This is a genomic window from Burkholderia sp. MR1-5-21 (genome assembly GCF_053427715.1).
In genome coordinates, this window is sequence record NZ_JBSAXD010000030.1 from 47,794 (window position 1) to 69,650 (window position 21,857).

Annotated in this window: 18 protein-coding genes; 9 read left to right on the forward strand and 9 right to left on the reverse strand. The window is 66.1% G+C overall.

What is annotated here, in order from left to right; all coding sequences use genetic code 11:
* The first annotated feature begins 33 nt into the window (after positions 1–33).
* Both ACV229_RS31505 and ACV229_RS31510 read left to right on the forward strand, forming a co-directional pair.
* Positions 34–2,004, forward strand: coding sequence for a beta-galactosidase (locus ACV229_RS31505; RefSeq protein ID WP_448086995.1), 1,971 nt, complete (start codon positions 34–36; stop codon positions 2,002–2,004).
* Between the two features lie 4 nt (positions 2,005–2,008).
* Entirely contained in the window at positions 2,009–3,292 is a 1,284-nt protein-coding gene (locus ACV229_RS31510) for a sugar efflux transporter (protein WP_448086996.1), read from the forward strand.
* A 51-nt stretch (positions 3,293–3,343) separates the two neighbouring features.
* Here ACV229_RS31510 and ACV229_RS31515 read toward each other — a convergent pair whose 3' ends face one another.
* From ACV229_RS31515 to ACV229_RS31525, 3 genes are all read right to left on the reverse strand, one after another.
* Entirely contained in the window at positions 3,344–4,507 is a 1,164-nt protein-coding gene (locus tag ACV229_RS31515) for a glycoside hydrolase family 53 protein (RefSeq protein ID WP_448086997.1), read from the reverse strand.
* Between the two features lie 291 nt (positions 4,508–4,798).
* Positions 4,799–5,122: a hypothetical protein gene (locus ACV229_RS31520; protein ID WP_448086998.1), complete on the reverse strand. Its 324-nt coding sequence runs from the start codon at positions 5,120–5,122 to the stop codon at positions 4,799–4,801.
* A 449-nt stretch (positions 5,123–5,571) separates the two neighbouring features.
* Entirely contained in the window at positions 5,572–5,697 is a 126-nt protein-coding gene (locus ACV229_RS31525) for a hypothetical protein (RefSeq protein ID WP_448086999.1), read from the reverse strand.
* A 425-nt stretch (positions 5,698–6,122) separates the two neighbouring features.
* Between ACV229_RS31525 and ACV229_RS31530 the strand changes: the two genes are divergently transcribed.
* The 5 genes from ACV229_RS31530 (at position 6,123) to ACV229_RS31550 (ending at position 12,072) form a co-directional block, all read left to right on the forward strand.
* Entirely contained in the window at positions 6,123–7,775 is a 1,653-nt protein-coding gene (locus tag ACV229_RS31530; protein WP_448087000.1) for a hypothetical protein, read from the forward strand.
* A 93-nt stretch (positions 7,776–7,868) separates the two neighbouring features.
* Positions 7,869–8,255, forward strand: a complete 387-nt coding sequence (locus tag ACV229_RS31535; RefSeq protein WP_448087001.1) for a response regulator transcription factor — start codon at positions 7,869–7,871, stop codon at positions 8,253–8,255.
* Positions 8,255–9,604 carry a YaiO family outer membrane beta-barrel protein gene (locus tag ACV229_RS31540; protein WP_448087002.1) on the forward strand — a complete coding sequence of 450 codons (1,350 nt, stop codon included), beginning with the start codon at positions 8,255–8,257 and terminating at the stop codon, positions 9,602–9,604. The genes ACV229_RS31535 and ACV229_RS31540 overlap by 1 nt, the downstream gene beginning before the upstream one ends.
* A 12-nt stretch (positions 9,605–9,616) precedes the next feature.
* Positions 9,617–10,660 carry a HEAT repeat domain-containing protein gene (locus tag ACV229_RS31545; protein ID WP_448087003.1) on the forward strand — a complete coding sequence of 348 codons (1,044 nt, stop codon included), beginning with the start codon at positions 9,617–9,619 and terminating at the stop codon, positions 10,658–10,660.
* Positions 10,657–12,072, forward strand: a complete 1,416-nt coding sequence (locus tag ACV229_RS31550; protein ID WP_448087004.1) for a glycosyltransferase family 2 protein — start codon at positions 10,657–10,659, stop codon at positions 12,070–12,072. The genes ACV229_RS31545 and ACV229_RS31550 overlap by 4 nt, the downstream gene beginning before the upstream one ends.
* A gap of 362 nt (positions 12,073–12,434) precedes the next feature.
* Here ACV229_RS31550 and ACV229_RS31555 read toward each other — a convergent pair whose 3' ends face one another.
* From ACV229_RS31555 to ACV229_RS31575, 5 genes are all read right to left on the reverse strand, one after another.
* Positions 12,435–13,298: an IclR family transcriptional regulator gene (locus ACV229_RS31555; RefSeq protein WP_448087005.1), complete on the reverse strand. Its 864-nt coding sequence runs from the start codon at positions 13,296–13,298 to the stop codon at positions 12,435–12,437.
* 149 nt (positions 13,299–13,447) lie between these two features.
* Positions 13,448–14,854, reverse strand: coding sequence for an MFS transporter (locus ACV229_RS31560; RefSeq protein ID WP_448087006.1), 1,407 nt, complete (start codon positions 14,852–14,854; stop codon positions 13,448–13,450).
* A gap of 114 nt (positions 14,855–14,968) precedes the next feature.
* Positions 14,969–15,802, reverse strand: a complete 834-nt coding sequence (locus tag ACV229_RS31565) for a sugar phosphate isomerase/epimerase family protein (RefSeq protein WP_448087007.1) — start codon at positions 15,800–15,802, stop codon at positions 14,969–14,971.
* A 39-nt stretch (positions 15,803–15,841) separates the two neighbouring features.
* Positions 15,842–16,453 (reverse strand): NIPSNAP family protein, encoded by a 612-nt coding sequence (locus tag ACV229_RS31570; protein WP_448087008.1) that lies wholly within the window; start codon positions 16,451–16,453, stop codon positions 15,842–15,844.
* On the reverse strand, positions 16,440–18,197 hold the full coding sequence (locus ACV229_RS31575; protein ID WP_448087009.1) for an FAD-dependent oxidoreductase: 1,758 nt from the start codon (positions 18,195–18,197) through the stop codon (positions 16,440–16,442). The genes ACV229_RS31570 and ACV229_RS31575 overlap by 14 nt, the downstream gene beginning before the upstream one ends.
* 139 nt (positions 18,198–18,336) lie before the next feature.
* On the opposite strand from ACV229_RS31575, the gene ACV229_RS31580 reads away from it, so the two are divergent.
* Positions 18,337–19,233, forward strand: coding sequence for an NAD-dependent epimerase/dehydratase family protein (locus tag ACV229_RS31580; RefSeq protein WP_448087010.1), 897 nt, complete (start codon positions 18,337–18,339; stop codon positions 19,231–19,233).
* Here the strand turns inward: ACV229_RS31580 and ACV229_RS31585 are convergent.
* Entirely contained in the window at positions 19,230–20,303 is a 1,074-nt protein-coding gene (locus tag ACV229_RS31585; RefSeq protein WP_448087011.1) for a Gfo/Idh/MocA family protein, read from the reverse strand. The two genes, ACV229_RS31580 and ACV229_RS31585, sit on opposite strands and share 4 nt — an antisense overlap.
* Positions 20,304–20,493: 190 nt before the next feature.
* Here ACV229_RS31585 and ACV229_RS31590 point away from each other — a divergent pair, with 190 nt between their 5' ends.
* Positions 20,494–21,792, forward strand: coding sequence for an ABC transporter substrate-binding protein (locus tag ACV229_RS31590; RefSeq protein WP_448087012.1), 1,299 nt, complete (start codon positions 20,494–20,496; stop codon positions 21,790–21,792).
* Positions 21,793–21,857 lie beyond the last annotated feature (65 nt).

Sequence of the window (21,857 nt, forward strand, 5' to 3'; positions counted from 1 at the left end):
GTCCAATCCTGTTTCTTCTGCAAGGAATCCACGATGCACCTCGGCGTTTGCTACTACCCCGAACATTGGCCGCGCGAACAATGGGACCGCGACGCGCGGCGGATGGCCGAACTGGGCCTGACCCGCGTCCGGATCGCCGAATTCGCGTGGAGCCGGATGGAGCCGGAGCCCGGCCGCTACGACTGGGCGTGGCTCGACGAAGCGATCGACACGCTCGCCAGCCGGCAGTTGAAGATCGTGCTCGGCACGCCGACCGCCGCGCCGCCGAAGTGGCTCGTCGATCGCCATCCGGAGATCCTGCCGGTTGGCGCGGACGGCGCGGTCTGGCAGTTCGGCTCGCGCCGCCACTACGACATCGCGAGCCCCGTGTATCGCGAGCATTGCGTGCGCATCGTCGACGCGATGGCGCGGCGCTACGGCGCGCATCCGGCGGTGATCGCATGGCAGACCGACAACGAGCTCGGCTGTCACAATACGCTGCCGAGCTATACGTGTGCGGCGCTCGAAGGTTTCCGCGCGTGGCTCGCCGTGCGCTACGACGACATCGGCGCGTTGAACCGCGCGTGGGGCAACGTGTTCTGGAGCATGGAATATCGCAGCTTCGACGAAATCGAACTGCCGCGCCATACACCGACCGATGCGAATCCCGCGCATCTGCTCGACTTCCGGCGTTATCAGTCGGACGAGGTTGCGCGGTTTCATGCGGTGCAGGTCGATGCGATCCGTCCGCACGCGCCGGGCCGCGACGTGCTGCACAACTTCATGGGTTTCTTCACCGAATTCGATCACTACGCATTCGCGCGCGGCGGCCTCGATGTGGCCGCGTGGGACAGCTATCCGGTGCCGCGCACCGAAGTGCTGCCGTTCGACGAAGCGGACAAGCAACGCTGGGCACGCACCGGCCACCCGGACGTGTCGTCGTTCTCGCACGATCTGTATCGCGGCGTCGGAAACGGCCGGATGTGGGTGATGGAGCAACAGGCGGGCCCTGTCAACTGGGGGCCGTACAACCCGGTGCCGCACGCCGGCGCGGTACGGCTGTGGACATGGGAGGCGTTTGCGCATGGCGCGGAACTCGTGTCGTATTTCCGCTGGCGACAGTACCCACATGCACAGGAGCAGTTGCATTCGGGGCTCAATGCACCGGACGACCGGCTGTCGCCCGGCGGCCATGAAGTGGCGCGCGTCGCGCGAGAACTGGCCGCGCTGGATCCCGCGCTCGTCACCGGGGCCCGCGAGCCGGCCCGCGTGGCGCTGCTGTTCGACTATGAGGCCGACTGGATGATCCGGATCCAACCGCACGGCGCCGATTTCGACTATCAGCAGCATGTGTTCGACTGGTACCACGCGCTGCGCGAACTGGGGCTCGACGTCGACATCGTCGCTGCCGATAGCGACGTGTCGCGTTATGCGCTCGTCGTTGCGCCGACGCTGCCGGTCGTCGCGGATCGCCTCGTCGAGCAGGCCGCGCACGGCAATGCGCAGTGGCTGTTCGGGCCGCGCACGGGTTCGCGCACCACGGCATTCGCGATCGCGCCGGGCCTCGCGCCCGGCAAGCTGCGCGACGTGCTTCCGGTGAGGATCGGCCAGGTCGAGTCGCTGCGGCCGTCGCTCGCGCCGCGCGTGTCGTTCGACGGCGTCGACGGCCATGCGCTGAAATGGCGCGATCATGTCGATACCGAATCGGCGGTCGGCATGGACGTGCTCGCGGCGTGCGACGACGGTGTGCCGGCACTCGTGCGGCGCGGCCGCGTGACGATGGCGACCGCCTGCTTCGATCGCGCGCTGTTACGCGCGATCGTCGGCCGCTGCGCACGCGACGCCGGACTGCAGGTGCGCGCGCTGCCGGACGGCGTGCGCTTGCGCCGCCGCGGGCGCGTCGTGTTCGCGTTCAACTACGGCGACGCGCCGTGCACGTTGCCCGCGCCGGACGGTGCGCGCTTCGTGCTCGGTGGCCGCGAACTCGGTGCGGTCGACGTCGCTGCATGGGTCGAGCCGGACTGACGCGATGCAGTCGCCGCGGTTGCATTTCGCGCGCCTCGCCGGGATCGCGCATTTCGTGCCGCTGTCCGTTGCCGCGCTGCTGCTCGGCGTCGCGATGTCGTTTACCGCGCCGTATCTGTCGCTGTTCGGCGTCGAAGCGGCGGGGATGTCGCCGTTTCTGGCCGGCATCTTCATGACGTTGATCGCGGCGAGCGGTGTCGTCGCGAGCACGTGGGCCGGGCGCTGGTCGGATCGCCGCGACCAGCGCCGGCCGCTGCTCGTCGTGTCGCTTGCGGCCGCCGCGCTCGGCTTCGCGCTGCTGTGCGTGCTGCGCGCGCACGGGCCGGTGATCGTGGCAGGCACGATCCTGCTCGGTGCGGGGGCGGTGTCGCTGTCGCAGATCTTTTCGTTCGCGCGCGCGGTGCTGCCGGTCGACGACGACGCGCAGCGCGAACTCGCGTCGGCCGCGCTGCGCACGATGCTGTCTGTCGCGTGGGTGTTCGGTCCCGCGCTTGGCGCGCTGATCCTCGCGCATACAGGGTTTACCGGGCTGTTTCTCGCGGCTTCCGTCGGCTTTGTCGCGTGCACGGCGATCGTCGCGCGGATTTCGGAATCGACGCGGCGGCCGACGGCGGTTCATGTCCGCACGGTCGACAGCGCTGCGACGCCGCCGGACGATGCACCGGCGGTTGTCGTCGCGCCGCGTGCGAGCGTGCTGAGAACCCTTGTCGCGCTCACGCTGACGGGGCTTGCCGCGAACGCGACGATGATCGTACTGCCGCTGTACATGGTGCGCGAACTCGGCGGCACGCCGACCAACGTATCGGCCGCGCTGGGCCTCGCCGCGTTCCTCGAGATCCCGATGATGCTGTGGCTCGGCATCCGGTCGACGCGGCTCGACAAGGCGCGCTGGCTGACGGCATGCACGGCCGTCCATGCGGCATATTTCGTCGGGCTCGCGGCGGTGACGCGGGTGGACATGATCCTGCCGCTGCAACTGCTGAGCGCATGCGTGGTCGCGATCACGTCGTGCCTCGGGATGACGCACGTGTGCGACCTGATGCCGACGCGCCCCGGTACCGCGACCGCGATGTTCTTCAGCACCGCGCGTGTCGGTTCGATCGCATCGGGCGTGCTGTCCGGCGCTTGCATCGACCTGTTCGGCTATCGCGCGACGTTCGCAGGGTGCTGCGTGCTGGCGCTCGTGGCGTGCGCGCTGCTCGCGCTGGATGCGCGCGGAGGGCAGGGCGGTGCGAGCGGAAGCGGCACGGCTGCGCCCGCGCGACGCCGCTTCGATACACCGCACTGACGCGCGATGCGCCGGTGCGGTGAAGCGTCGATGGCGTGACGCCGGGATGCGTCAGCGTTGACGGTACGCGTCGAGCGACGACAGCGCGTTGCCATGGAAGTCGAACAACGTATTGTTGTCCCACTGATCGCCCGCGCCGAGCTTCCAGCCGACGCCCGGCGTCGGGATCCACTCCGGTTCCCACCAGAACACGCCCTTGCCGCGATTGCCGGGCACGCCCTTCACGATATCAACGACCGCCCCGAGGAATTGCGCCTGGCCGGCCGGCGACGGCGGGAATGTCGTCGAACCGGTGTTCGTCATCGAGTTCGGCTCCGAGTCGCCGTCGCTGGTGGTCCATGGATACGCGGTCTCGACGACGATCAGCTCCTTGTCGTACCGCACCGCGAGGTCGTTCGCGTTGTTGCGCAGGTCGTCGAGCGAGCCTTGCCACTGCGGGTAATACGACAGGCCGATCACGTCGAACGCGACGCCGCGCTGCGTCGCGCTGTCGAACCACCAGCGGCTCTTTGCGTTGTCGCCGCCGCTGTCGATGTGCAGCATCACCTTGATGTGCGGATCGACGGCCTTCACCGCATCGCGGCCCGTCTTCAGCAACTGCGCGAGGTTGTCCCACTGGTCGTAGCGGCCGAGCGGCCACAGCATGCCGCCCGTGATCTCGTTGCCGATCTGTACCCACTCGGGCCGCACGCCGGCGCGCTGCAGCTGGCGCAGCACGTCGGTCGTGTAGGCCGACAGCAGCGCGCACGTGTCCGACAGATTCTTGCCGGCCCACGCATGCGGCGGGTATTGCTTGCCGGGGTCGGCCCACCAGTCGCTGTAGTGAAAATCGATCAGGATGCGCATCCCCAGCGCGGCCGCGCGCTTCGCGAGCGCGACGACGTGTGCGGCATTGTTGTAGCCCGCCGCATCGCTCTGGTTCGCAGGGAAGAAATCCGGATTGCCGGGATCGTTCCATACCTTGATGCGGATCGAATCGACGCCGTGCGCGTGCAGGATCTTCAGGCAGTCGCGCCGCGCGCCGTCGCGATCGCGAAAGGTCGCCCCATGGGCTTCGAGTTCCGGGAGCGTCGATATGTCGGCGCCCATCGCAAACGGGCTCGCCGCCGCACCGGGCGCGGCGCGTTGCGCGAAGGCGGGCAGCGGGGCTGCCAGGTCGAGGCACGCGAGCGCCGCGGTTGAAACGCTCCAGCGCAACATCGATCGTCTGTTCATCGTCATCCTCCATGTAATGGACCCCGTCGAGCACGGGATTGTCGTTTTGAGAGTTTAAGCGCTTAAATTTCGAGCCCCGAAGTGGGGCAAAATCGAGCGTAGCGCATGCACTGCCGGACATGCAAAGGATGTGTGGGTTGCTTACTATCTGATCCGTATCGGCCAGCGTGACGATGCGAGTGTGCCGAAAGTCTGCGACGACGATGGCATTGCTTTTCGTCCATTCTTATCGCGTGGAGATCGAGCCCGAGTGCGATGCGGCAGGTTGCCAGCCGCTTGCTGCCAGGCGGTTCACGATATCGTCGGTCCAACGCAGACTGGAAGAATGCGGCCGGCCCAGGAGGCAGCGCGCTCAAGATGCGCGGCAAGCGGGAACAGCAGTGCCTCCGCGCCAAACGCCCCCGCGAAATGGCTACCGACCGGCAGGCCTTGTTCGTCCCAGTAAAGCGGCACCGACATCGCGGGCTGGCCGGTCGCGTTGAACCATGCGGTGAACGAAGAAAAGAGATGCGACCGGTCGACGACTTCGCTTAACGACTGCGTGTCGTTCGTTGCTGCCAGTTCGGCTGACGCGAGCGGCGGACGGCCCGTTAAGGCGGGAGGCGACCATTCCATCTAAAAAGCCGTAACATCAATCAACAAAAGCGGTCATACATATTACGCAAATAGACCCGCGTAACCGGGAGTGATCGTATCCATGTAGTCAGTGACCCAACGATATCGAGCGATTGATAGTGTTGACGCTGCGTCTCAAGTACTTTGGCACTGCGCGAAGGGGGCTCCCTGCCACTCGATCTACGCATCCTCTGATATCAACGCTATCGAATACGCGGCGCCGCTGATCAGCCGGTTGAGAGAGGCCAGCGGCTAACCGGCACGGTGTGCCTCGATGAAGCTTACTTTTGCGGCTTGGACTTGCCCGACGTCGCGCTTTTACGCTGCGCCAAATCGGACGGGGCGACTTCCTTCTCTTTCTTGCCTGATTTTGGGTCGCGCAAGATCTTACCCGCTGGAGCGGTCTTTTTTTCGGGTTGCCATGGTCACCTCACGTTGTGGTTGTACCCTCAATATCCGGGCAAGGTAATCGTATGAATTAGTTCGGCGAACTTCAAGGCTTTGGTTTTCCCACCCCCAAGATTCCAAACTTCATATTGGCCGAATGTTGTCGCCCCGATCACTGCTGCGATCATGCGTCCATCCTGGTCGCTGACGTCGCCGCGCTTTCGACCTGCGTCTGGCCCGTCGCCGGAGGTACCTGATCCCGCGGAAGATGCCCAGATCCGGTGCGCGTTACATTCGCCCCACCGTTCGTGACACGCAAGCTTGTGTCTGGATTAAATAACTGTCGGCTTTCACCCGAAGAGTGTGTTCAAGCACCGGGGTATTGAGGGAAAATACGCGGCTCTGGCGACGGGATGTCGTTCCGAGTAGACGGTTTCTGTGGCTTGCCCCGTTGGTCTGCAGGAGTGGATTGCCCGCCAAACCACCTGTTCATCGGTGTTGGTATGCGATGGAACGGGTACGCTCCGGGAGCGGCCGTCTAGCTTTCAGTGCCGAAAGACGAATCCCTCCTCGTGGCAGTCATCGAATCGGCTAAACGCGAACAGTAAGTAGAATGAAGCTTTCAATCATGTTGTGGGTTGCTGCGATCGTGGCCGTTTCGGCATCCGCGTCCGCGCACTCCCAGACAACCCGGTTGCAGTGTTTTGACGAAAAAGGGCGGCCGATCGCATCTTCTCCCCACTGTTTCGAACTGGATCTACCGAAGGACGCGCAACTGCAGTGGTCCGCGTGGCTATCGTCGTTGGGGGCCACTGCCGATGCCCGCATCGCCGTGTCGGGCGTCGTCGACGACAATCGTTTCGTGCCGACGTCGATCGGACCGGCGTCGCCCGGCGATCCGGCCAAACCTGACATGCTGATGTTCAACACGCCGCTTTTGCCCGGCCTCACGCTCCGGCCGTTTGGACAGGAAGAGCGGGCAAGCTCAAGCCGCAATCGCGAAGGTGACGCGGTCGCGATTGCCTGCCGGCCTGGCCGGCAGCCCGCCGGCATCGTTCTGGAGCGGCACTACGCCCGATGGCCGCGTGTCGCGGCGGGCGATGTCGTGCTGGCCGGGAGGGGGAGCGCCGGTTTTCAGTGGGGGATTGCAGCGGCCGGGCGCGATCCCGGCGCGCTGTACCCGCTACAGCGAACGGTCGGCACTGAGCAGGTGCACGGCCGAATCGATCTGGCGACTTTGCCGGGCGGGACAGAGAACATCGATCAAAACCTCGTGCTGGTGTGTCCGTCCGAAGGCGGGCGCCTCGACCTGAGCGATGTGCACCTCGCGCCGCGCGCTGCGGCGGCGGAGGGCGGACGTGCCGCGTGGGTGTGGCGGCGCAACCGATGGGAAGACGGCGGAGGCGACTTGCTCAAGGACGCGGTGCGGTACAAGGTGTCGCGCCTCTACATCGCGTTGCCGATCGCTGATGGTCAGGTGACCGGCGCCGACGCACTGCGTGATTTCGTGGCGCGCGCGCGCGGAGCCGGCATCCAGGTCTGGGCGGTCGAAGGCGATCCGGAAATGGTCACGGAAAAGGGGCGCGAACAAGCGGTGGCGCGCTTGCGTGCCATCGAACAGTATCAGCGCGGGTCGGCGGAGCCGACGCGGCTGAGCGGCGTTCAATATGACATCGAGCCGTACCAATTGCCCGCGTATCGTACAGAGCCGCAGGCGGTGATGCACGCGTGGGGCATGACCGTCGCCGCGCTCGGGGAGGCAACGGCACTGCCGCTCGATACGGTCCTGCCTTTCTGGCTGCTCGATGCGCCGGGAGGCAACGAGGTGCTTGAGCGGATCGGTCGAGCCGCGCACTCGCTGACCGTCATGGCGTATCGCACCGATGCCGCGCAAGTGCAGCGCGTGGCGGCGCCTTTGCTGGCGTGGGGCGCGGCCCGGAACTTCCCGGTCAGCGTCGCGCTTGAAAACGGCCCGATGCAGGACGAGTGGACGCAGACTTTCGCGCCGGTGCCGCCGGGCGGCGCGGGCACCCTGTGGCTGGTGCCCGAAGACGGCAAGATGGTCGCCGTGCGCCTCGATCGCGCCACCACGCTGGAGCGGGGCGTCGGATATGTCGAGCAGCGCAGGGAACGAATCGATGCGAACAACGTGAGTTTCCTCGGCGATCCTGATCGTCTGCTGACCGTCTCTGCCAGCCTGCAACCCGTGTTTCGCGCATGGCCGAACTATGCCGGCATCGCGTTCCACGGGCTGCTGGATCGTTGATCGGAAGTCGTCGGCCGGCAATGCGCAAAATCTCACTGTCCCGGCCCGCCGCAAGCGGGCAGCTACCCAACAGCCATGGTCCTGGAAGCGAAAATGTCGGATTTGCCAACGATTCTCATTGCTGAAGACGACGCGCTCCTTCGTGAGCTGCTCGAGCACAAACTCTCGACCTGGGGTTACAGGGTGCTGGCGGTTGCCGATGGCGAGGCCGCGTACAAACTCATACGCGAGCAGCGGCCGTCGATGGCGCTGCTGGATGTGATGATGCCGCGCCTCGACGGTTTTGCGCTGCTGCGCAAGATGAATCAGGACGGGGCACTCGAGCATACGCCCGTCATCATGATTACCGGACGCAAGCTGGAATCCGATGTCGTCAACGCGTTTCGGTGGGGCGTGGAAGACTACCTGAGAAAGCCGTTCTCGCTCAGCGAATTGCAGTCCCGCATTGCACGCATCGTTTCCCCGCAGGAGCGCGCCTGATGGTGAGCCAGGTTCCATTTGCCGGCCGTTGCGCGCTCACGGCCTTGCTGGTCTGCGGCTGCTTGCCGGCGGCTGTCGCCCAAAGCAGGCCGAGCCTTTCCCCCGCGGAAATCGCCCGACTGTATCGGGCCGGCGTACAGGCGCGGCTGGCCGGGCGCATGGACGAAGCGTTCGATCTGCTCTCTCGCGCGGCGGCCGCCGCGCCGGACAATGTCGACGTGCTGCTGCAGGAGGGCCTGGTGCTGATGGCGAAAGGGCGCGACAACGACGCAGCCCCGCTGTTTCAGCGCGTCCTGTCGCTGGCGCCCGGATACAAGGATGCGCGTCTCGCGCTCGCCAGGATCGCCGAGCGTCGTGGCGACTTCGATACAGCGCTCGCGCAGGTCGATGTCGTCTTGCGCGACGCCCCGCATGATGCCGAAGCGCGCGAGTTGCACGCGAGCCTGCTGCTCGCCAAGGGCGACGCCCGGAATAGCGAGTCGGAGTATCGCGTGCTCGCGCACGAGCAAACGGGCAACGCGTCCGTGTTGATCGGTCTTGGCGACAGCTTGCGCGCGCAATGGCGTGACGACGAGGCACGCGCGGTCTACCGCGAGGCAGCCAAGTTGGCGCCGGATTCCGTGGCGCCGCAACGCGCCGGGCTGCCGGATCACCAGCGATTTCGTCTGGACGTCGGTGGCGAATACAGCAGCCTGTCGAACGGATCGCCGGCCTGGCAGGAAGGCTCCGTCCGCCTGGCGTATTCGATCGACGATCGCAACGTGGTTTCCGTCAGTTCGGACGTGAGCCGGCGATTCGATACGACCGACGTCTATTCCGAGTTGAGGCTGGATCATCGGTATTCCGACAGGTTGAGCGTCTATCTCTATGGCGGCGGCACACCCGACGCATCGATTCTGCCGAAAGTGGCGGCCGGTACCGGCGTGCAATGGCGGCTCGATAGGGAGGCCGGCAAGCGGCCGACTTTCGCGACGCTCGATGCGCGTTACGCCCGCTATGAGACTGCGCGGATCTGGTCCGGTAGCGTTGGCGCGATCCAGTATCTCGGCGACGATCAGCTGTGGGTCACGGCGAAATGGATCAACACGCTGGACGAACGAAACCGGTATCTGACGGGGTACGCGCTGCGCGCGGATTGGCAGGCGTGGCGCCGGCTGCGTCTGCTGGCAGGGTTCGCCGATGCGCCCGAGTCGGACCAGGGCGTGACCGTCAGGACCCGCGCCTTCTATGCGGGTGCCGTCTACGATGTCAGCGACTCGCTGGCGATCAACGTCTCGGCGGCGCGCGAGTTACGGCCGCACCTTTACGACCGCGACGTCGTAGGGCTCGGCATGACCGTGAAATTCTAAGCGGACGCGCCGATGCTCCGATCGATCCAGACCGCATCGCTCGCACTCAGCGCCATATCGGTGCTGATGCTGGGGATGCTGCTGCTCGGCCATGCGGTGCGCGGATGGCTGGCGTCACGCGATACGGAGCTGGCGGCGGCGCTGTCGCACGAGCTGATCCTCTGGCTGGTCGGTCCGGAAGCGAGCCTTGCCGAGATCAAACGCGCCGCGCGCCACAACCCGGCGCTGATGACGTCGCTCGTACTCAGGCTGGCGGGTCAGTTGCTTGGCGATGAGCATGTCCGGCTGATACAACTGGCCAGCCAGTTGGGGCTGGAGGAGCGCATGGTGCGCGACTTGCAGCGGCGGAGGTCCGGGTTACGGCGGCGCGCGGCGGAGTCGCTCGCGTTGTTTGAAGATGACGCCTCGGCCCGCGCGTTGATCGTCGCTCTCGACGACCGCAAAGCCACGGTATGCCTTGCAGCCGCTTGGGCGCTGGCGCGACGGGGACATCACGTGCCGTTGAAGCAGGTCATCGACAAGCTGGGCGGATTGACCGACTCGATACTGACCCAGGAGTTGTTCGAGCGCCTGGCGAGCCACCAGATGTCGGATCTGATCGCGCTCGCCGCGGACGATCAAGTGCTGCCGCGGCTTCGCAGCTTGGCCATTCGCGCGCTGGCCGCGTCCGGCGACTACGCGCTGATTCCCGTCTTCACGGACGCCACGCGTTCGCGGCAGCCCGACGTGCGGGTGGCGGCGGCGCGTGCGCTGGGCCAATTGCATCATCCGATCGCCGCTTCGTCGCTGCGGGCGCTGCTGCGGGACGACGTGTGGTATGTCAGGGTGGCGGCAGTCGAAGCAGCGGGCAAGATCAACGTCGAAGCGCTCGACGGCGAGATCGAGACACTGTTGAGCGACGCCAACTGGTGGGTCCGGTTCCGGGCGGCGGAGGCCCTCGCGATGGAAGGCGAGCGCGGTTACCGCATACTGGAGCGCGCGGCGCAGGGTGGGCCGTCTGCGGCGCGCGACGTCGCTGCGCTGACGTTGCTGGAGCACAAGGAGATTGCATCGTGACCGCGAATGACATCTTGTCCGTGATCGTGCATGGCATCGTGACCGTCATATTGACCGTCAACGTGCTGCAGAACGCGCTGTACCTGTTCCAGATCGTCGCGGCGGCCGGTGGCATGATCCGTCCCGGTGTGAAAAGCGGGGGTATCCAGCTCTGGCGCCGCTATGGCGCGAGCGCCCCTCCGATCACATTGCTGGCGCCGGCCTACAACGAGGAGTTGGGGATCGTCGACTGTGTGAAGGCGCTGTTTGCGCTCGAGTATCCGCTGACTGAAGTGATCGTCATCAACGATGGCTCGACGGACAATACGCTGGGTGTCCTGACCGACGCGTTCGAGCTGATGCCGACTCAGCGCACGTTCGACGCGGTCGTCGCGCATAAGCCGATTCGCGGCATCTATGTGTCGCGCGTCCATCCGAACCTGCTCGTCATCGACAAGGAAAACGGCGGTAAGGCCGACGCGATGAACGCCGGGATCAACCTGGCGCGCGCGCCGCTGTTCTGCGCGATCGACTCGGACTCGCTGCTGGAGTCCGACGCATTGTTGCGTATTGTCCGCCCCTTCGTCGAGCAGCCACAACGCACGGTTGCGGTCGGCGGCGTAGTGCGTGTGGTGAACGGGTGCCGCATTCAGAGTGGACGGGTCGTCGAGATTCGCGCCCCAAGGCGCTTCCTGCCGCTCGTGCAGTCCATTGAATATCTGCGCGCGTTCCTGATGGCGCGCGTCGCGTGGAGCGGCGTGGACACGCTGATGTTGATCTCGGGGGCATTCGGCCTGTTCCGGCGTGACGTGGCGGTGCAGGTCGGTGGCTTCGGGACGGATACGATCGGCGAGGATCTCGATCTGGTGATCAAGATACACCGCCATTTGCGGGATCAACGCCGACCGTACAACATTGCATTCCTGACCGATCCGATCTGCTGGACGGAAGCGCCGGAATCGCTACAGGTGCTGAAGGGGCAGCGTTGTCGCTGGCAGCGTGGTGCGCTGGAAGTGTTCTTCAAGCAGCGCGATATGCTGTTCCGGCCCCGATATGGCCGTATCGGCTGGCTCGGCATGGGGCAGATCCTGATCGTCGATGTCCTCGGGCCGCTCGCCGAACTGTCGGGCTATATTCTGTTGCCTGCCTTCTGGGCGCTCGGTTGGATCAATGTCTCGTACTTGAACGCGTTCCTTTCGCTGGTCTTTCTGTTTGGCATGTTTCTTAGCGTGTCGTCGCTCGTGTTGGCCGAGCTTGCGACGCACCCGTTCCCGCGTTTGGGCGACTTGCTGCGGCTGGCGTTGGCTGCCGTGATCGAAAATTTCGGCTACCGTCAGCTGAACAGCTACTGGCGCATGCTCGGTTGGTGGCAGTTCCTGCGCAAAGACAAGTCTTGGGGGAAGATGACACGGGTCGGGTTCAACGCACACTAGGCAGTGTGACTTCGCCGAGGCAAAGGCTTGCCAGCCGTGGGAAATCAAACCTGGGTTTGCATTTCTGGCAGAGCCGCACGGTGTGGACAGAGCCCCGGCGATGGGGAGCGCGATTGGGCGCACCGGCTGAAGGAATAAAATCAATCCGACCCTAAAACATCGATAATTACCATTATGTCAATTTATATCGATGACCGACCACCACGACAGCGATGCTCGACGAGCCTGCTCGTGCCTCGGCTCGGACGAGATGGTCGAACGGGCCGCACCGTTATCGGTTCGCCCCGAGCCCTCGCCGAGTGACTTCGACGAGTCTGCTCAAGCATGGGGGCTTTCGCACGGCGCGCCCGGGCCTTGTGATGCTACCGCTTTGGAGATCGGCCGCGCGTCGTTGATTTCGTTGCGATAACCGGTGTCGCTTCCGTCGGCGCGCCCGCCGCGGTCGCGCGCTTGAACCACGGAGAACCCAGCGTGGCCGCGCTCATGTCGGAAGCCGCTTCGAGCAGCAGCGGCGCGAGCTCCTTGAGCCGGGATTCCGGCAGGCGACTCGTCGGGCCGGCGAGGCTCACGATGCCAACCACCGTGTCCGTTACCGGATTGCGCACCACCGCCGCGATCGATGCCATGCCGATCTCGTAAGTCTCGATCGCCATCCCGTAGCCGCGCTCGCGCGCGCCTTGCAGGTCTTTCAGGAACTGCTGGATCGTCTTTGGCGCGCGAGGCACGTTCTGCGCTTTCGAGCCGAGTCCGCCCTGCTTCGAAACGAGTTCGATCGCGCGTTCGTCAGGCAGCGTCGCGAGCCACGCCTGGCCGCTCGCGGTGCAGTGCAGCGGCGGCTGGCTGCCCATGTCCGGGTCGTAACGCAGCCCCGATTTCGCGCCCTGCGCCTTGCCGACGAATGTGATGTGATCGTCCTCGACCACGCCGAGCCGCGCCAATTCACCGGACGCCTCGGCCAGGCGGTCGAGTACCGGCTGGGAAATGTCGAACATCCCGCTCGTCGACATATAGATCAGCGCAAGCGATACGAGCTTCAGCGCCAGCATGTACTCGCCGTGTTCCCCGTCCTGCCGCACGAAACCTTCGTCGATCAGCATCGACAGCAGGCGATGCGTGCCGCTGCGAGGAATGTCGAGCGTATCGGCAATGGTGGCCAGCGGCATGCGGCCGCCGTTCTTTGCCAGCAATTCCAGCACTGCGAGCGCACGCTCGAGATTTCCTGCCATGGCGCCTTCTCATCCGTATCGTGATGGGCAAATGAGAACACAATTCCACACTGGAATTCAAGCGGATTCGCGCGGCGCGTCGATTTGGTCCGGCGCACAGCCCCGCCTTCACGCGATCCCGCGCGCCGCCTCTCGCGCCGCGCTCCCGTTCAATGGCCGGCACTCACGCTCACGGACACGAACGTTCCCCGGTGGCGCGCGCCCTTGAGGAGCACCGCCGCGCCGCCCACGGCCGCCGGCACCGCGAGCGCCGCAAAGACCTGGCCGAAGCCCCAGTTCGCATGGAGCATGGCCGCGCCCAGCATCGCGCCCGCAATGCCGCCGAAGCGACCGACGCCGAGCATCCAGCTCGTCCCGGTCGCACGCATCTCGGTCGGATAGGAGCCGGCCGCGAGCGCGCAAAAGCCGGTATTCGAGCCGTTCATGCAATAGCCGATGCCGAGCGCCAGCAGGCAGATCATGTTGAACGGGTGTGCCGATGCGCCCATGTACCAGGCGAGTACGCCGCATGCGAGCACGGTCACGCCGAGCGCGCGGTGCGGATTGAAGCGGTCCATCTGCCAGCCGATCAGCACCGATCCGACCGTACCGCCCGCCTGGAACAATGCCCCCACGACCGCCGCTTCGGCCAGCGAAAAGCCGAGGCCGCGAATCAGCGTCGGCAGCCAGCTGCCGAGCAGATAGACGGTGAGCAGCCCCGCGAAGTAGCAGATCCATAACATCACCGTGCCGAACGCGTGCTCGCGCGACAGGATCGCGCGCACGGGACTGCGCGCGTCGCGTGCTGGTTCGTCCGAAACGAAACACGTGCGTTCGTCGGCGGTGCCAGGCTGAACACGGTTCAGCACGCCGACGAGGCGTGCGCGCCGGCTCTCCTTCAGCGCGAGGTAACGCGCCGACTCGGGCAGCCACTTGACGAGCAACGGGACGTAGGCGACCGGCAACACGCCGCCGAGCAGCAGGACCGAATGCCAGCCCCACGTTTCGATCAGCCACGCGCTCACGAAGCCGCCGCCCGCCGCGCCGAAGGTGAAGCCGCAGAACACCGCCGTCACCATCAGCGCGCGGCGCCGCGGCGGCGCGTATTCGGCCATCAGCGTAGCCGCGTTCGGCATCGACGCGCCAAGACCGATGCCCGTCAGGAAGCGCAGCACCGTCAGCGATGCCACGCCGGTCGCAAACGCCGACGCAACGCTCCACAGGCCGAAGAACAGCACTGCGCTGACCATTACCGTCTTGCGACCGAAACGATCGGACATCGGGCCGGCAGCGAGCGCGCCGAACGCGAGGCCGAGCAGGCCACCGCTCATCACCGGGCCGAGCGCGTCACGCGGAATCGCCCACGCGCTGGAAATCGACGGCGCGATAAAGCCGATCATCACCGTGTCGAGCCCGTCGAGCATCACGATCAACATGCACAACAGCAGAACGAGCCACTGGAAGCGGCCCACCGGCTGCGCGTCGAGGAAGTGCTGGACATCGAGCGGTTTTGCACGGCTCGCTTCGTGATCCTCAGGAATTCGTTTCGGCCGCCGGGCCGTCTGCGAGGAACTCATGGGTGTGTCTCCGGGTTGTTGTTCTTCTTGTTTTGATGGATGCCCGATCTTCGCGCCGACGTGACGCCGGGCACGGATCGGGCCCGTTATATCGCCATACCGGCCGACATGCGATCAGGCCGGCACGGCCGACGCCTCGATCACGGCAAGCGTCGCCTCGCGCAGGCGGCGGGCCCGCGCCACGGCGGACGTCGTCTTCGCCCATCGATCGTTCGGCACCTCGACGCTGACCGGCAGGTGACCGGGCAGCGCGCGCAGGATGCCCGTCAGGTCGAGGCCGCCTTCGCCCGGCACCATCCGTTCGCAGCGCGCCTGGAACAGCAGCGTGTCGATGTCGGTCGGGCGCTCGGCCGGCGCGTCGCAGAACTGCACGTAGCCGAAGTATTCGTGCGGCAACGCACGCAGCGCGTCGAGCGACGATCCCGCACGATCGAAGTGGATCGGATCGACGATCAGCCCGGTGTTGGGCCGGCCGCACGCGTCGACGATGCGTGCGCCGGCGTCGATGTCTTTCACGTCGGTCCACGGCATCGGCTCCAGCGATGGCGACAGGCCGAGAGGCGCGGCGAGATCGCACAGCCGGCCGAGCCGGTCGACGGTGCGCGCTTCGTCGGGATCGTTGCCGGCCACGAGCACATAGCACGCGCCGAGTTCCGCCGCCGTTTCGAGCATCGGCAAGTAGCTCGTCACGTCGGTGTCGGGCTTCAGGCGCGCGATCTCGACATCGAGCACGCGCATGCCGGTATCGCGCAGGATCGACAGCGTCTCGCGCTTGAGCCGCGTGTCGCCGACGATCTCGTGGCGAATCTCGGTGTCGGTGGCCGGCAACAGGCGCAGGCCGACATAGTCGTAGCGCGCGTCGACCGCGCATTGCACCATCTGCGGCGGGTTCAGCTCGAGCACGGTCAGCGCCGACAGCGACAGCGGGCGGGGTTGAGGCTGGGTCATATCGTCTCCTTGATCGTCATTGCGCGGCGCGCGTCATGTTCAGCGCAACGGCGAGAACGGCGCGGGCACGCAGATCGTCGATTCCATCGTCGTGAGATGGGCAGGACCGCCCTTCGGCGGCCAGATGCCGTCCTTGACCGCTTCGGCGCGAATGCGCGAACGCTCGTCCACGCTCGCATACGGCCAGATGTTGAGAAAGCGCGGCACGTCGCCGTCGAGCGCGTACATCGCGCCGACCAGCGGCGAGCGCTTTGCGCGCTCCGGCACGGCCTGTTCCCACACGTCGATCGTGTGCTTCAGACTGCCGAGCTTCGTGCCATACACGCGCATCTCGTAGATGCCGCCATGCACAGCCGGTTCGATTGGCGGCAGGAACGGGAACAGCGCGTAGCTGGCGGTCTTCACGTCGACGATGCATTCGCCGCAACCGAACGGATTGCCTTCGAGCAGCATCCGCTTGCGCTCGGCGACGAGCGCAGCCTCCGATTCATAGCCGCGCAGCACGAGCACCTGGCCCAGCGTGCCGATGTCCGAGTACCAGCAGCCCAGCAACCTGCCGCCCTGCGGGTCGCCGCTTGCCTTGATCCCTTCGAAGACCTGCGCGTTCGCGCCGATCTTCACCGTGAGCGTCACTACGTCATACAGTGTCATTGCATTTTCCTTGAGGACGAGTCGATGCCAACGTGCACGCGGTATCCGGCGCGGCGTTGGCGAGAGAAAGCCCGGCGAGATAGCCGAAGGTCATTGCAGGCCCGAGCGTGATGCCGCCGCTCGGATAGCAGCCGGCCATCATGCTGGCGGCATCGTTACCCACCGCATAGAGGCCCGCGATCGCGCGGCCGGCGCGGTCGAGCACGCGGGCGTCGCGGTCGGTGGCAAGGCCCGCGAACGTGCCGAGGCTGCCTGGCAACAGCTTCACCGCATGGAACGGCCCCGATTCGATCGGCGCGAGACACGGGTTCGGCTGATGGTCGGCGTCGCCCTGCACGCGGTTGTACGGTGTCGAGCCTTTGTGAAAAGCCGGATCGGAACCCTGCTTTGCATACTGGTTGTATGCGGACACCGTATCCGCGAGCGCTTGGGCGTCGATCCCGCATTCGCGCGCGAGCGCGTCGAGCGTCGCGCCGCTCTTCAGATAGCCCGAGCGCCGGTACGGGCCGGTCGGGAACGGAAACGGCTTGGAGAAACCGAGCCCGTAGCGCCGCTGAAAACGATGGTCGCATACCAGCCATGCGCAGACTTCATCGCCGGCGGGCGTCGTATCCAGCAGCGCGGAGATGAAGTCGTGATACGACGACGCCTCGTTCACGAAGCGCTTGCCCGCGCGCGTCACGGCGATCACGCCCGGCTTCGCGCGCTCGATCAGATGCGGAAATGCGACGGCGGCGCCACCGGATTGCGGCACCAGCGAGACGGGCGCCCACGCGGCCGGCGCGTCGAGCGAAGCATCGAAATGCGCGCCGATCGATTCGCCGAGCCGGATCCCGTCGCCCGTATTGCAGAGCGGCGCCGCCGACCAGTGCTCGTGCCCCGACGGCGTATACGCGAAGGTCTGCCCGCGCCGCACCGGATCGTGCGGAAAACCACCGCAAGCGAGCACGACGCCACGCGCCGCGCGCACTTCGTGCACGACGCCAGCGATCTCCACGCGCGCACCGGTCACGCGCGCGGCATCGCGCATCAGGCCGATCGCTTTCGCGCGCGTGCGCAGATCGACGCCGCAATCGGCCGCCGATTTAAGCAGGCGGGCAACGAGCGCATTGCCGTTGACGAGATGCATCGAACGCCCGTAACGCAGCTTGTGCCACGTAAACGCGGTCAGCCTGCGGCCGACATGAAGCGCCGATTTCAACGATCGCGTCGCACGAAAGAAATGCGCGAGATCCTGACCGGATGCGAGCGCCATGCCCTTGATCGTCGTGACCGACAGTGGCTCGCGCAGCTTGTCGATCAGCGGGCCCAGTTCGCGGCCGTCGAACGGCATTGCACAGACCGAGCGCCCGCCCTTTCCAGCGCCCGGCGTGGTATGAAAGTCGGGAATGCGGTTGCCGTCGACGAAGCGCACCGCCGTGTGCCGCTCGAAGAATTCGACCATTTCCGGCCCGCGTTCGAGCAGCGCATCGGCCTTCGCGGCATCGAACTGCGCGCCCAGCTCATTCTTCAGATAAGTACGTGGCGCATCGATGCCTTCGTGAATCCCCGCGCGCGTTGCGAGCGGATTGCGCGGAATCCACATCCATCCGCCCGACCACGCGGTCGTGCCGCCGAACACGGCTTCCTTCTCCGCGACGATCACGCGCAGGCCTTGCGTAGCCGCCGTCACCGCCGCCGCGAGCCCGCCCGCGCCGGAGCCCAGCACCAGCACGTCGCAATCGAGTATCGGTTCACGTTTCATGTTCGGTATCGCCCGTTCAATGTCTCCAACGTCGAATACGAGGCAACTCGCGACGTTTGTGGAATGTTCTTTCGAAGTGGAATAGTATTCCAATAAAACGAGTTTCGCAAAGAGTTTGTGACGACATGGAGGCACGACAATGCGGGTACTGGTAACGGGCGGCAGCGGTTTTCTGGGCGCTTGGATCATCAAAAGGCTGCTGGCACGCGGCATGGAATGCGTGAGCTTCGACGTGTGCGCGAACCCGCGTCTCGTCGATGCGCTCGCGCCCGAACGCGCAGCGGCGGTGCTATGGCGCACCGGCGACATCGCCGATGCCGCCGACACGACGCGTGCACTCGACGGCTGCGACGCGGTGATCCATCTCGCGGGCATCCTCACGCCCGGCTGCGCGGGCGATCCCGTGCGCGGCGCGCAGGTCAACCTGATCGGCACGCTGAACGTGTTCGAGGCTGCGCGCTCGGCCGGGCTTCGGCGCGTGCTCTACGCGAGCAGTGCCGGCGTATTCGGCCCGGATGACGGCGCCGTGCCATTGCCGCAAACGCATTACGGCGCGTTCAAGCTGGCGTGCGAGGGTTCGGCGCGCGCGTACTGGCACGACCATGGGATCGCGAGCGTGGGCTTCCGTCCTCTGGTGGTCTATGGCGCCGGACGCGAGACGGGGTCGAGCGCGGGGCCGAGCCTGGCATGCCGGGCGGCCGTGCGCGGCGAGCGCTACACGATCCCGTTCAGCGGCACGACGGGCCTCGTGTTCGCCGACGATGTCGCAGCCGCTTACGAGGCCGCGTTGCTGCACGAGATCGAAGGCGCACACGCATTCACGCTGGCGGGCGAGATCACTCCCGTGGCCACGCTGATCGAGCGCATCGCGGCCATCGCGCCGGACGCGCGCATCGACGCCGACGGACCGCCGCTGCCGATCGCGACGGCCTTCCCCGGCGATCCCGCGCTCGCGCGCCTGCTGCCCGGCCTGCCGCAGACCGCACTCGACGATGGCCTGCGGCAGACCATGGCGTTCTATCGCCACGCGCGCTAGGCACGCGCCGGGACCCGCGGCGATGCGACGGCGACGTCCGCGGGCGGGACACCCGTGAGCGCCGCCACCGCGCGGTGCACGGCGAGCGTCGCCGCGAGCGTGCGCGCGGCGTCGTCGGCGGAACACAGCGGCGCTTCGTCTCCCTCGATCACGGCCGCGAAGTGGCGCAACTGCTCATGGTAAGGATCCGCGCCGTGCGGCGTGCAGCGCTCGACCGTCAACGGATCGTGCCAGCCCTTCCCGCTGCGGTACTCCCACAGATCGAGCTGCGGCAGCGTGAGCGACGCATCGGTGCCGATCAGGAAATGCGTGTTCACCTGCTGGCGCGGATAGTGCGCGGCCTCGCCCGCCGCGAGATCCCAGTTCCACGGCGACGCCGCGCAGTCCGATACGACCAGCGTGCCGAGCGCGCCGCTGTCGAAACGCAGCAACACCGCGGCCGTGTCCTCCACGTCGAAACCGCGCACGCCATTCGACGCCTGCGCCTGAACCTCGACGATCTCGCCGAGCAGGAAACGCATGATGTCGATGTCGTGAATGAGGTTGATCAGCACCGGCCCGCCACCCGCACGACGGCGCCATTCGACGTCGAAATACGCGTCGGGCTTGTAGAACGTCGCAAGCGCATTGGCCGCGACCGGCTTGCCGAGCCGCCCGGACTGCACGATTTCTCGCGCGCGCCGCAGGATCGGATTGTGGCGGCGATGGTGCCCGACCAGCAGCGGCACGCCGGCTTCGCGCGCGGCGCGACTCATGCCGGCCGCCTCTTCCACGCTGTCCGACACGGGCTTCTCGATCAGCGCGGGCACGCCACGCGCGATGCAAGCGAGGCCGACCTCCACATGCGTCGCATTCGGCGTCGCGACGATCGCGCCGTCCGGGCACGTCTCGTCGAGCATCGCCGCGTAATCGGCGAACCAGCGCAGCCCCTCGGCGCGCGCGAACAGCTCCGCCGCCGGCGACGGGTCCGCGATCGCCACGACTTCCACCTGCGGATGCACGCGCGCGCGCTCCACATGCATCCGCCCGATCGCGCCTGCGCCGATCACTGCCAACCGTTTCCTGGCCATCTCTTCATCTCCTTGTTTGGGTTGTACGACTCGTGTCCGGGACCAACCCGGTGAATACCCCGATTTCTTGAAATTATCTTTGATTGTTGAATCCTATTCCAGTTTGAACTAGAGTTCATCAAAAAATTCGGCGCGCGTCGCGAAGGCGCGCGACGGACGGACCATTCACCGGGAACAGGAGCGGAGACAAATGACTGACGAGCACCAGCAGGACGACAACCTTTCCAGCCATCGGGCAGGCGAGCGCGACAGCCCGGCGCTGTCGCGCCGCGCGTGGCTCGTGACCGCGGGCAAGGCGCTCGCGGGCGGCGCGGCGGCACTCGCCGCGCCCGCGATCGTGCGCGCGCAGGGCGAACAGCCGTTGAAGCTCGGCCTGCTGATGGCCAAGCAAGGCGTGTGGACCGAACAGGGCGAAGTGATCGCAAACGGCGTGAAGCTCGCGCTCGACGATGCCGGCAATCAGGCGCGCGGCCGGCGCGTCGACCTCGTGTGGTACGACGAGCCCAATCCGCAGTCGGCGCAGCAGAACATGCAGAAGCTCGTCGAGCAAGACAAGGCGATCGCGGTGATCGGCGGCACGAACAGCGGCACGTCGCTGGCGATGTCGTCGGTCGCGTGGCGCACGAAGACGCCCTATATCGCGCCGAACGCCGCCGCGCGCGAGTTGACCGGCAGCAGTTGCAATCCGTATACGTTCCGCGTGCTGAGCCCGACGCCCGTCACCTGCCGCGCGCTCGCGCCGTCGCTGCTCACGATCGGCAAGAAATGGCACTTCCTCGTCGCGAACTATGCGTACGGGCAGGACATCCAGCGTTCGATGTCCGAATTGCTGAAGCAGTCCGGCGGCTCGATCACCGGCGCCGACGTCACGCCGCTCAACACGACCGATTTCAGCTCGTTCATCCTGAAGATCCGCCAGTCGAAACCCGACGTCGTGCTGCTCGGGCTGCCGGGCGGCGACTTGTCGACGTTCCTGAAGCAATACGCGGAAATGGGCATGAAAGGCCGGATTCCAGTGGCCTGCCCGATCATCGGCGATTCGGATCTCTGGTCGATCAGCGTCGATGCCGCGACCGGTTACTTCGGCAAGCCGTGGCACTTCAGCTCGCCAGGGCATTCAGCGGACGAAGTCGCATTCGTCAGGAAGTACGCGGCGAAGTACGGCAAGCCGCCTGCTGACAAGGCATGGATCGGCTGGTTCACGACCCGCGCGCTGCTGCAGGCGATCAACCAGGCGAAAAGCACGTCCGGCGCGGACATCGTGCAGAGCCTCGAGACCGCGCAATTCGCCGACGGCAGCGGCCCCGCGCACTTCCGCCCGTGGGACCACCAGATGCTGCGGCGCTGGACCGTGTTCAAGGTGAAGGACCACATCACCGACAAGTGGGACTGGCTCGACCAGATCTCCGCCGTGCCGCAGAACCCCGCCGATCTCGACCGGCTCTACGGTACGCGCCAGGAGATCGGCTGCACGATGGCCGCCCGCTGATGCCCGTCGCCACCATATCGGCGGCGCCCGGGCTGACAGACCCAAACATATCTCGCGCGCCCGGT

What these genes read in the sequence shown, in the direction of transcription:
- ACV229_RS31575 (WP_448087009.1), bottom strand. Translation starts at nt 18,197, where the DNA reads ATGAAACGTGAACCGATACTCGATTGCGACGTGCTGGTGCTGGGCTCC.
- ACV229_RS31570 (WP_448087008.1), bottom strand. Translation starts at nt 16,453, where the DNA reads ATGACACTGTATGACGTAGTGACGCTCACGGTGAAGATCGGCGCGAAC.
- ACV229_RS31510 (WP_448086996.1), top strand. Translation starts at nt 2,009, where the DNA reads ATGCAGTCGCCGCGGTTGCATTTCGCGCGCCTCGCCGGGATCGCGCAT.
- ACV229_RS31580 (WP_448087010.1), top strand. Translation starts at nt 18,337, where the DNA reads ATGCGGGTACTGGTAACGGGCGGCAGCGGTTTTCTGGGCGCTTGGATC.
- ACV229_RS31520 (WP_448086998.1), bottom strand. Translation starts at nt 5,122, where the DNA reads ATGGAATGGTCGCCTCCCGCCTTAACGGGCCGTCCGCCGCTCGCGTCA.
- ACV229_RS31535 (WP_448087001.1), top strand. Translation starts at nt 7,869, where the DNA reads ATGTCGGATTTGCCAACGATTCTCATTGCTGAAGACGACGCGCTCCTT.
- ACV229_RS31590 (WP_448087012.1), top strand. Translation starts at nt 20,494, where the DNA reads ATGACTGACGAGCACCAGCAGGACGACAACCTTTCCAGCCATCGGGCA.
- ACV229_RS31560 (WP_448087006.1), bottom strand. Translation starts at nt 14,854, where the DNA reads ATGAGTTCCTCGCAGACGGCCCGGCGGCCGAAACGAATTCCTGAGGAT.
- ACV229_RS31565 (WP_448087007.1), bottom strand. Translation starts at nt 15,802, where the DNA reads ATGACCCAGCCTCAACCCCGCCCGCTGTCGCTGTCGGCGCTGACCGTG.
- ACV229_RS31525 (WP_448086999.1), bottom strand. Translation starts at nt 5,697, where the DNA reads ATGATCGCAGCAGTGATCGGGGCGACAACATTCGGCCAATATGAAGTT.
- ACV229_RS31505 (WP_448086995.1), top strand. Translation starts at nt 34, where the DNA reads ATGCACCTCGGCGTTTGCTACTACCCCGAACATTGGCCGCGCGAACAA.
- ACV229_RS31545 (WP_448087003.1), top strand. Translation starts at nt 9,617, where the DNA reads ATGCTCCGATCGATCCAGACCGCATCGCTCGCACTCAGCGCCATATCG.
- ACV229_RS31540 (WP_448087002.1), top strand. Translation starts at nt 8,255, where the DNA reads ATGGTGAGCCAGGTTCCATTTGCCGGCCGTTGCGCGCTCACGGCCTTG.
- ACV229_RS31515 (WP_448086997.1), bottom strand. Translation starts at nt 4,507, where the DNA reads ATGAACAGACGATCGATGTTGCGCTGGAGCGTTTCAACCGCGGCGCTC.
- ACV229_RS31530 (WP_448087000.1), top strand. Translation starts at nt 6,123, where the DNA reads ATGAAGCTTTCAATCATGTTGTGGGTTGCTGCGATCGTGGCCGTTTCG.
- ACV229_RS31585 (WP_448087011.1), bottom strand. Translation starts at nt 20,303, where the DNA reads ATGGCCAGGAAACGGTTGGCAGTGATCGGCGCAGGCGCGATCGGGCGG.
- ACV229_RS31555 (WP_448087005.1), bottom strand. Translation starts at nt 13,298, where the DNA reads ATGGCAGGAAATCTCGAGCGTGCGCTCGCAGTGCTGGAATTGCTGGCA.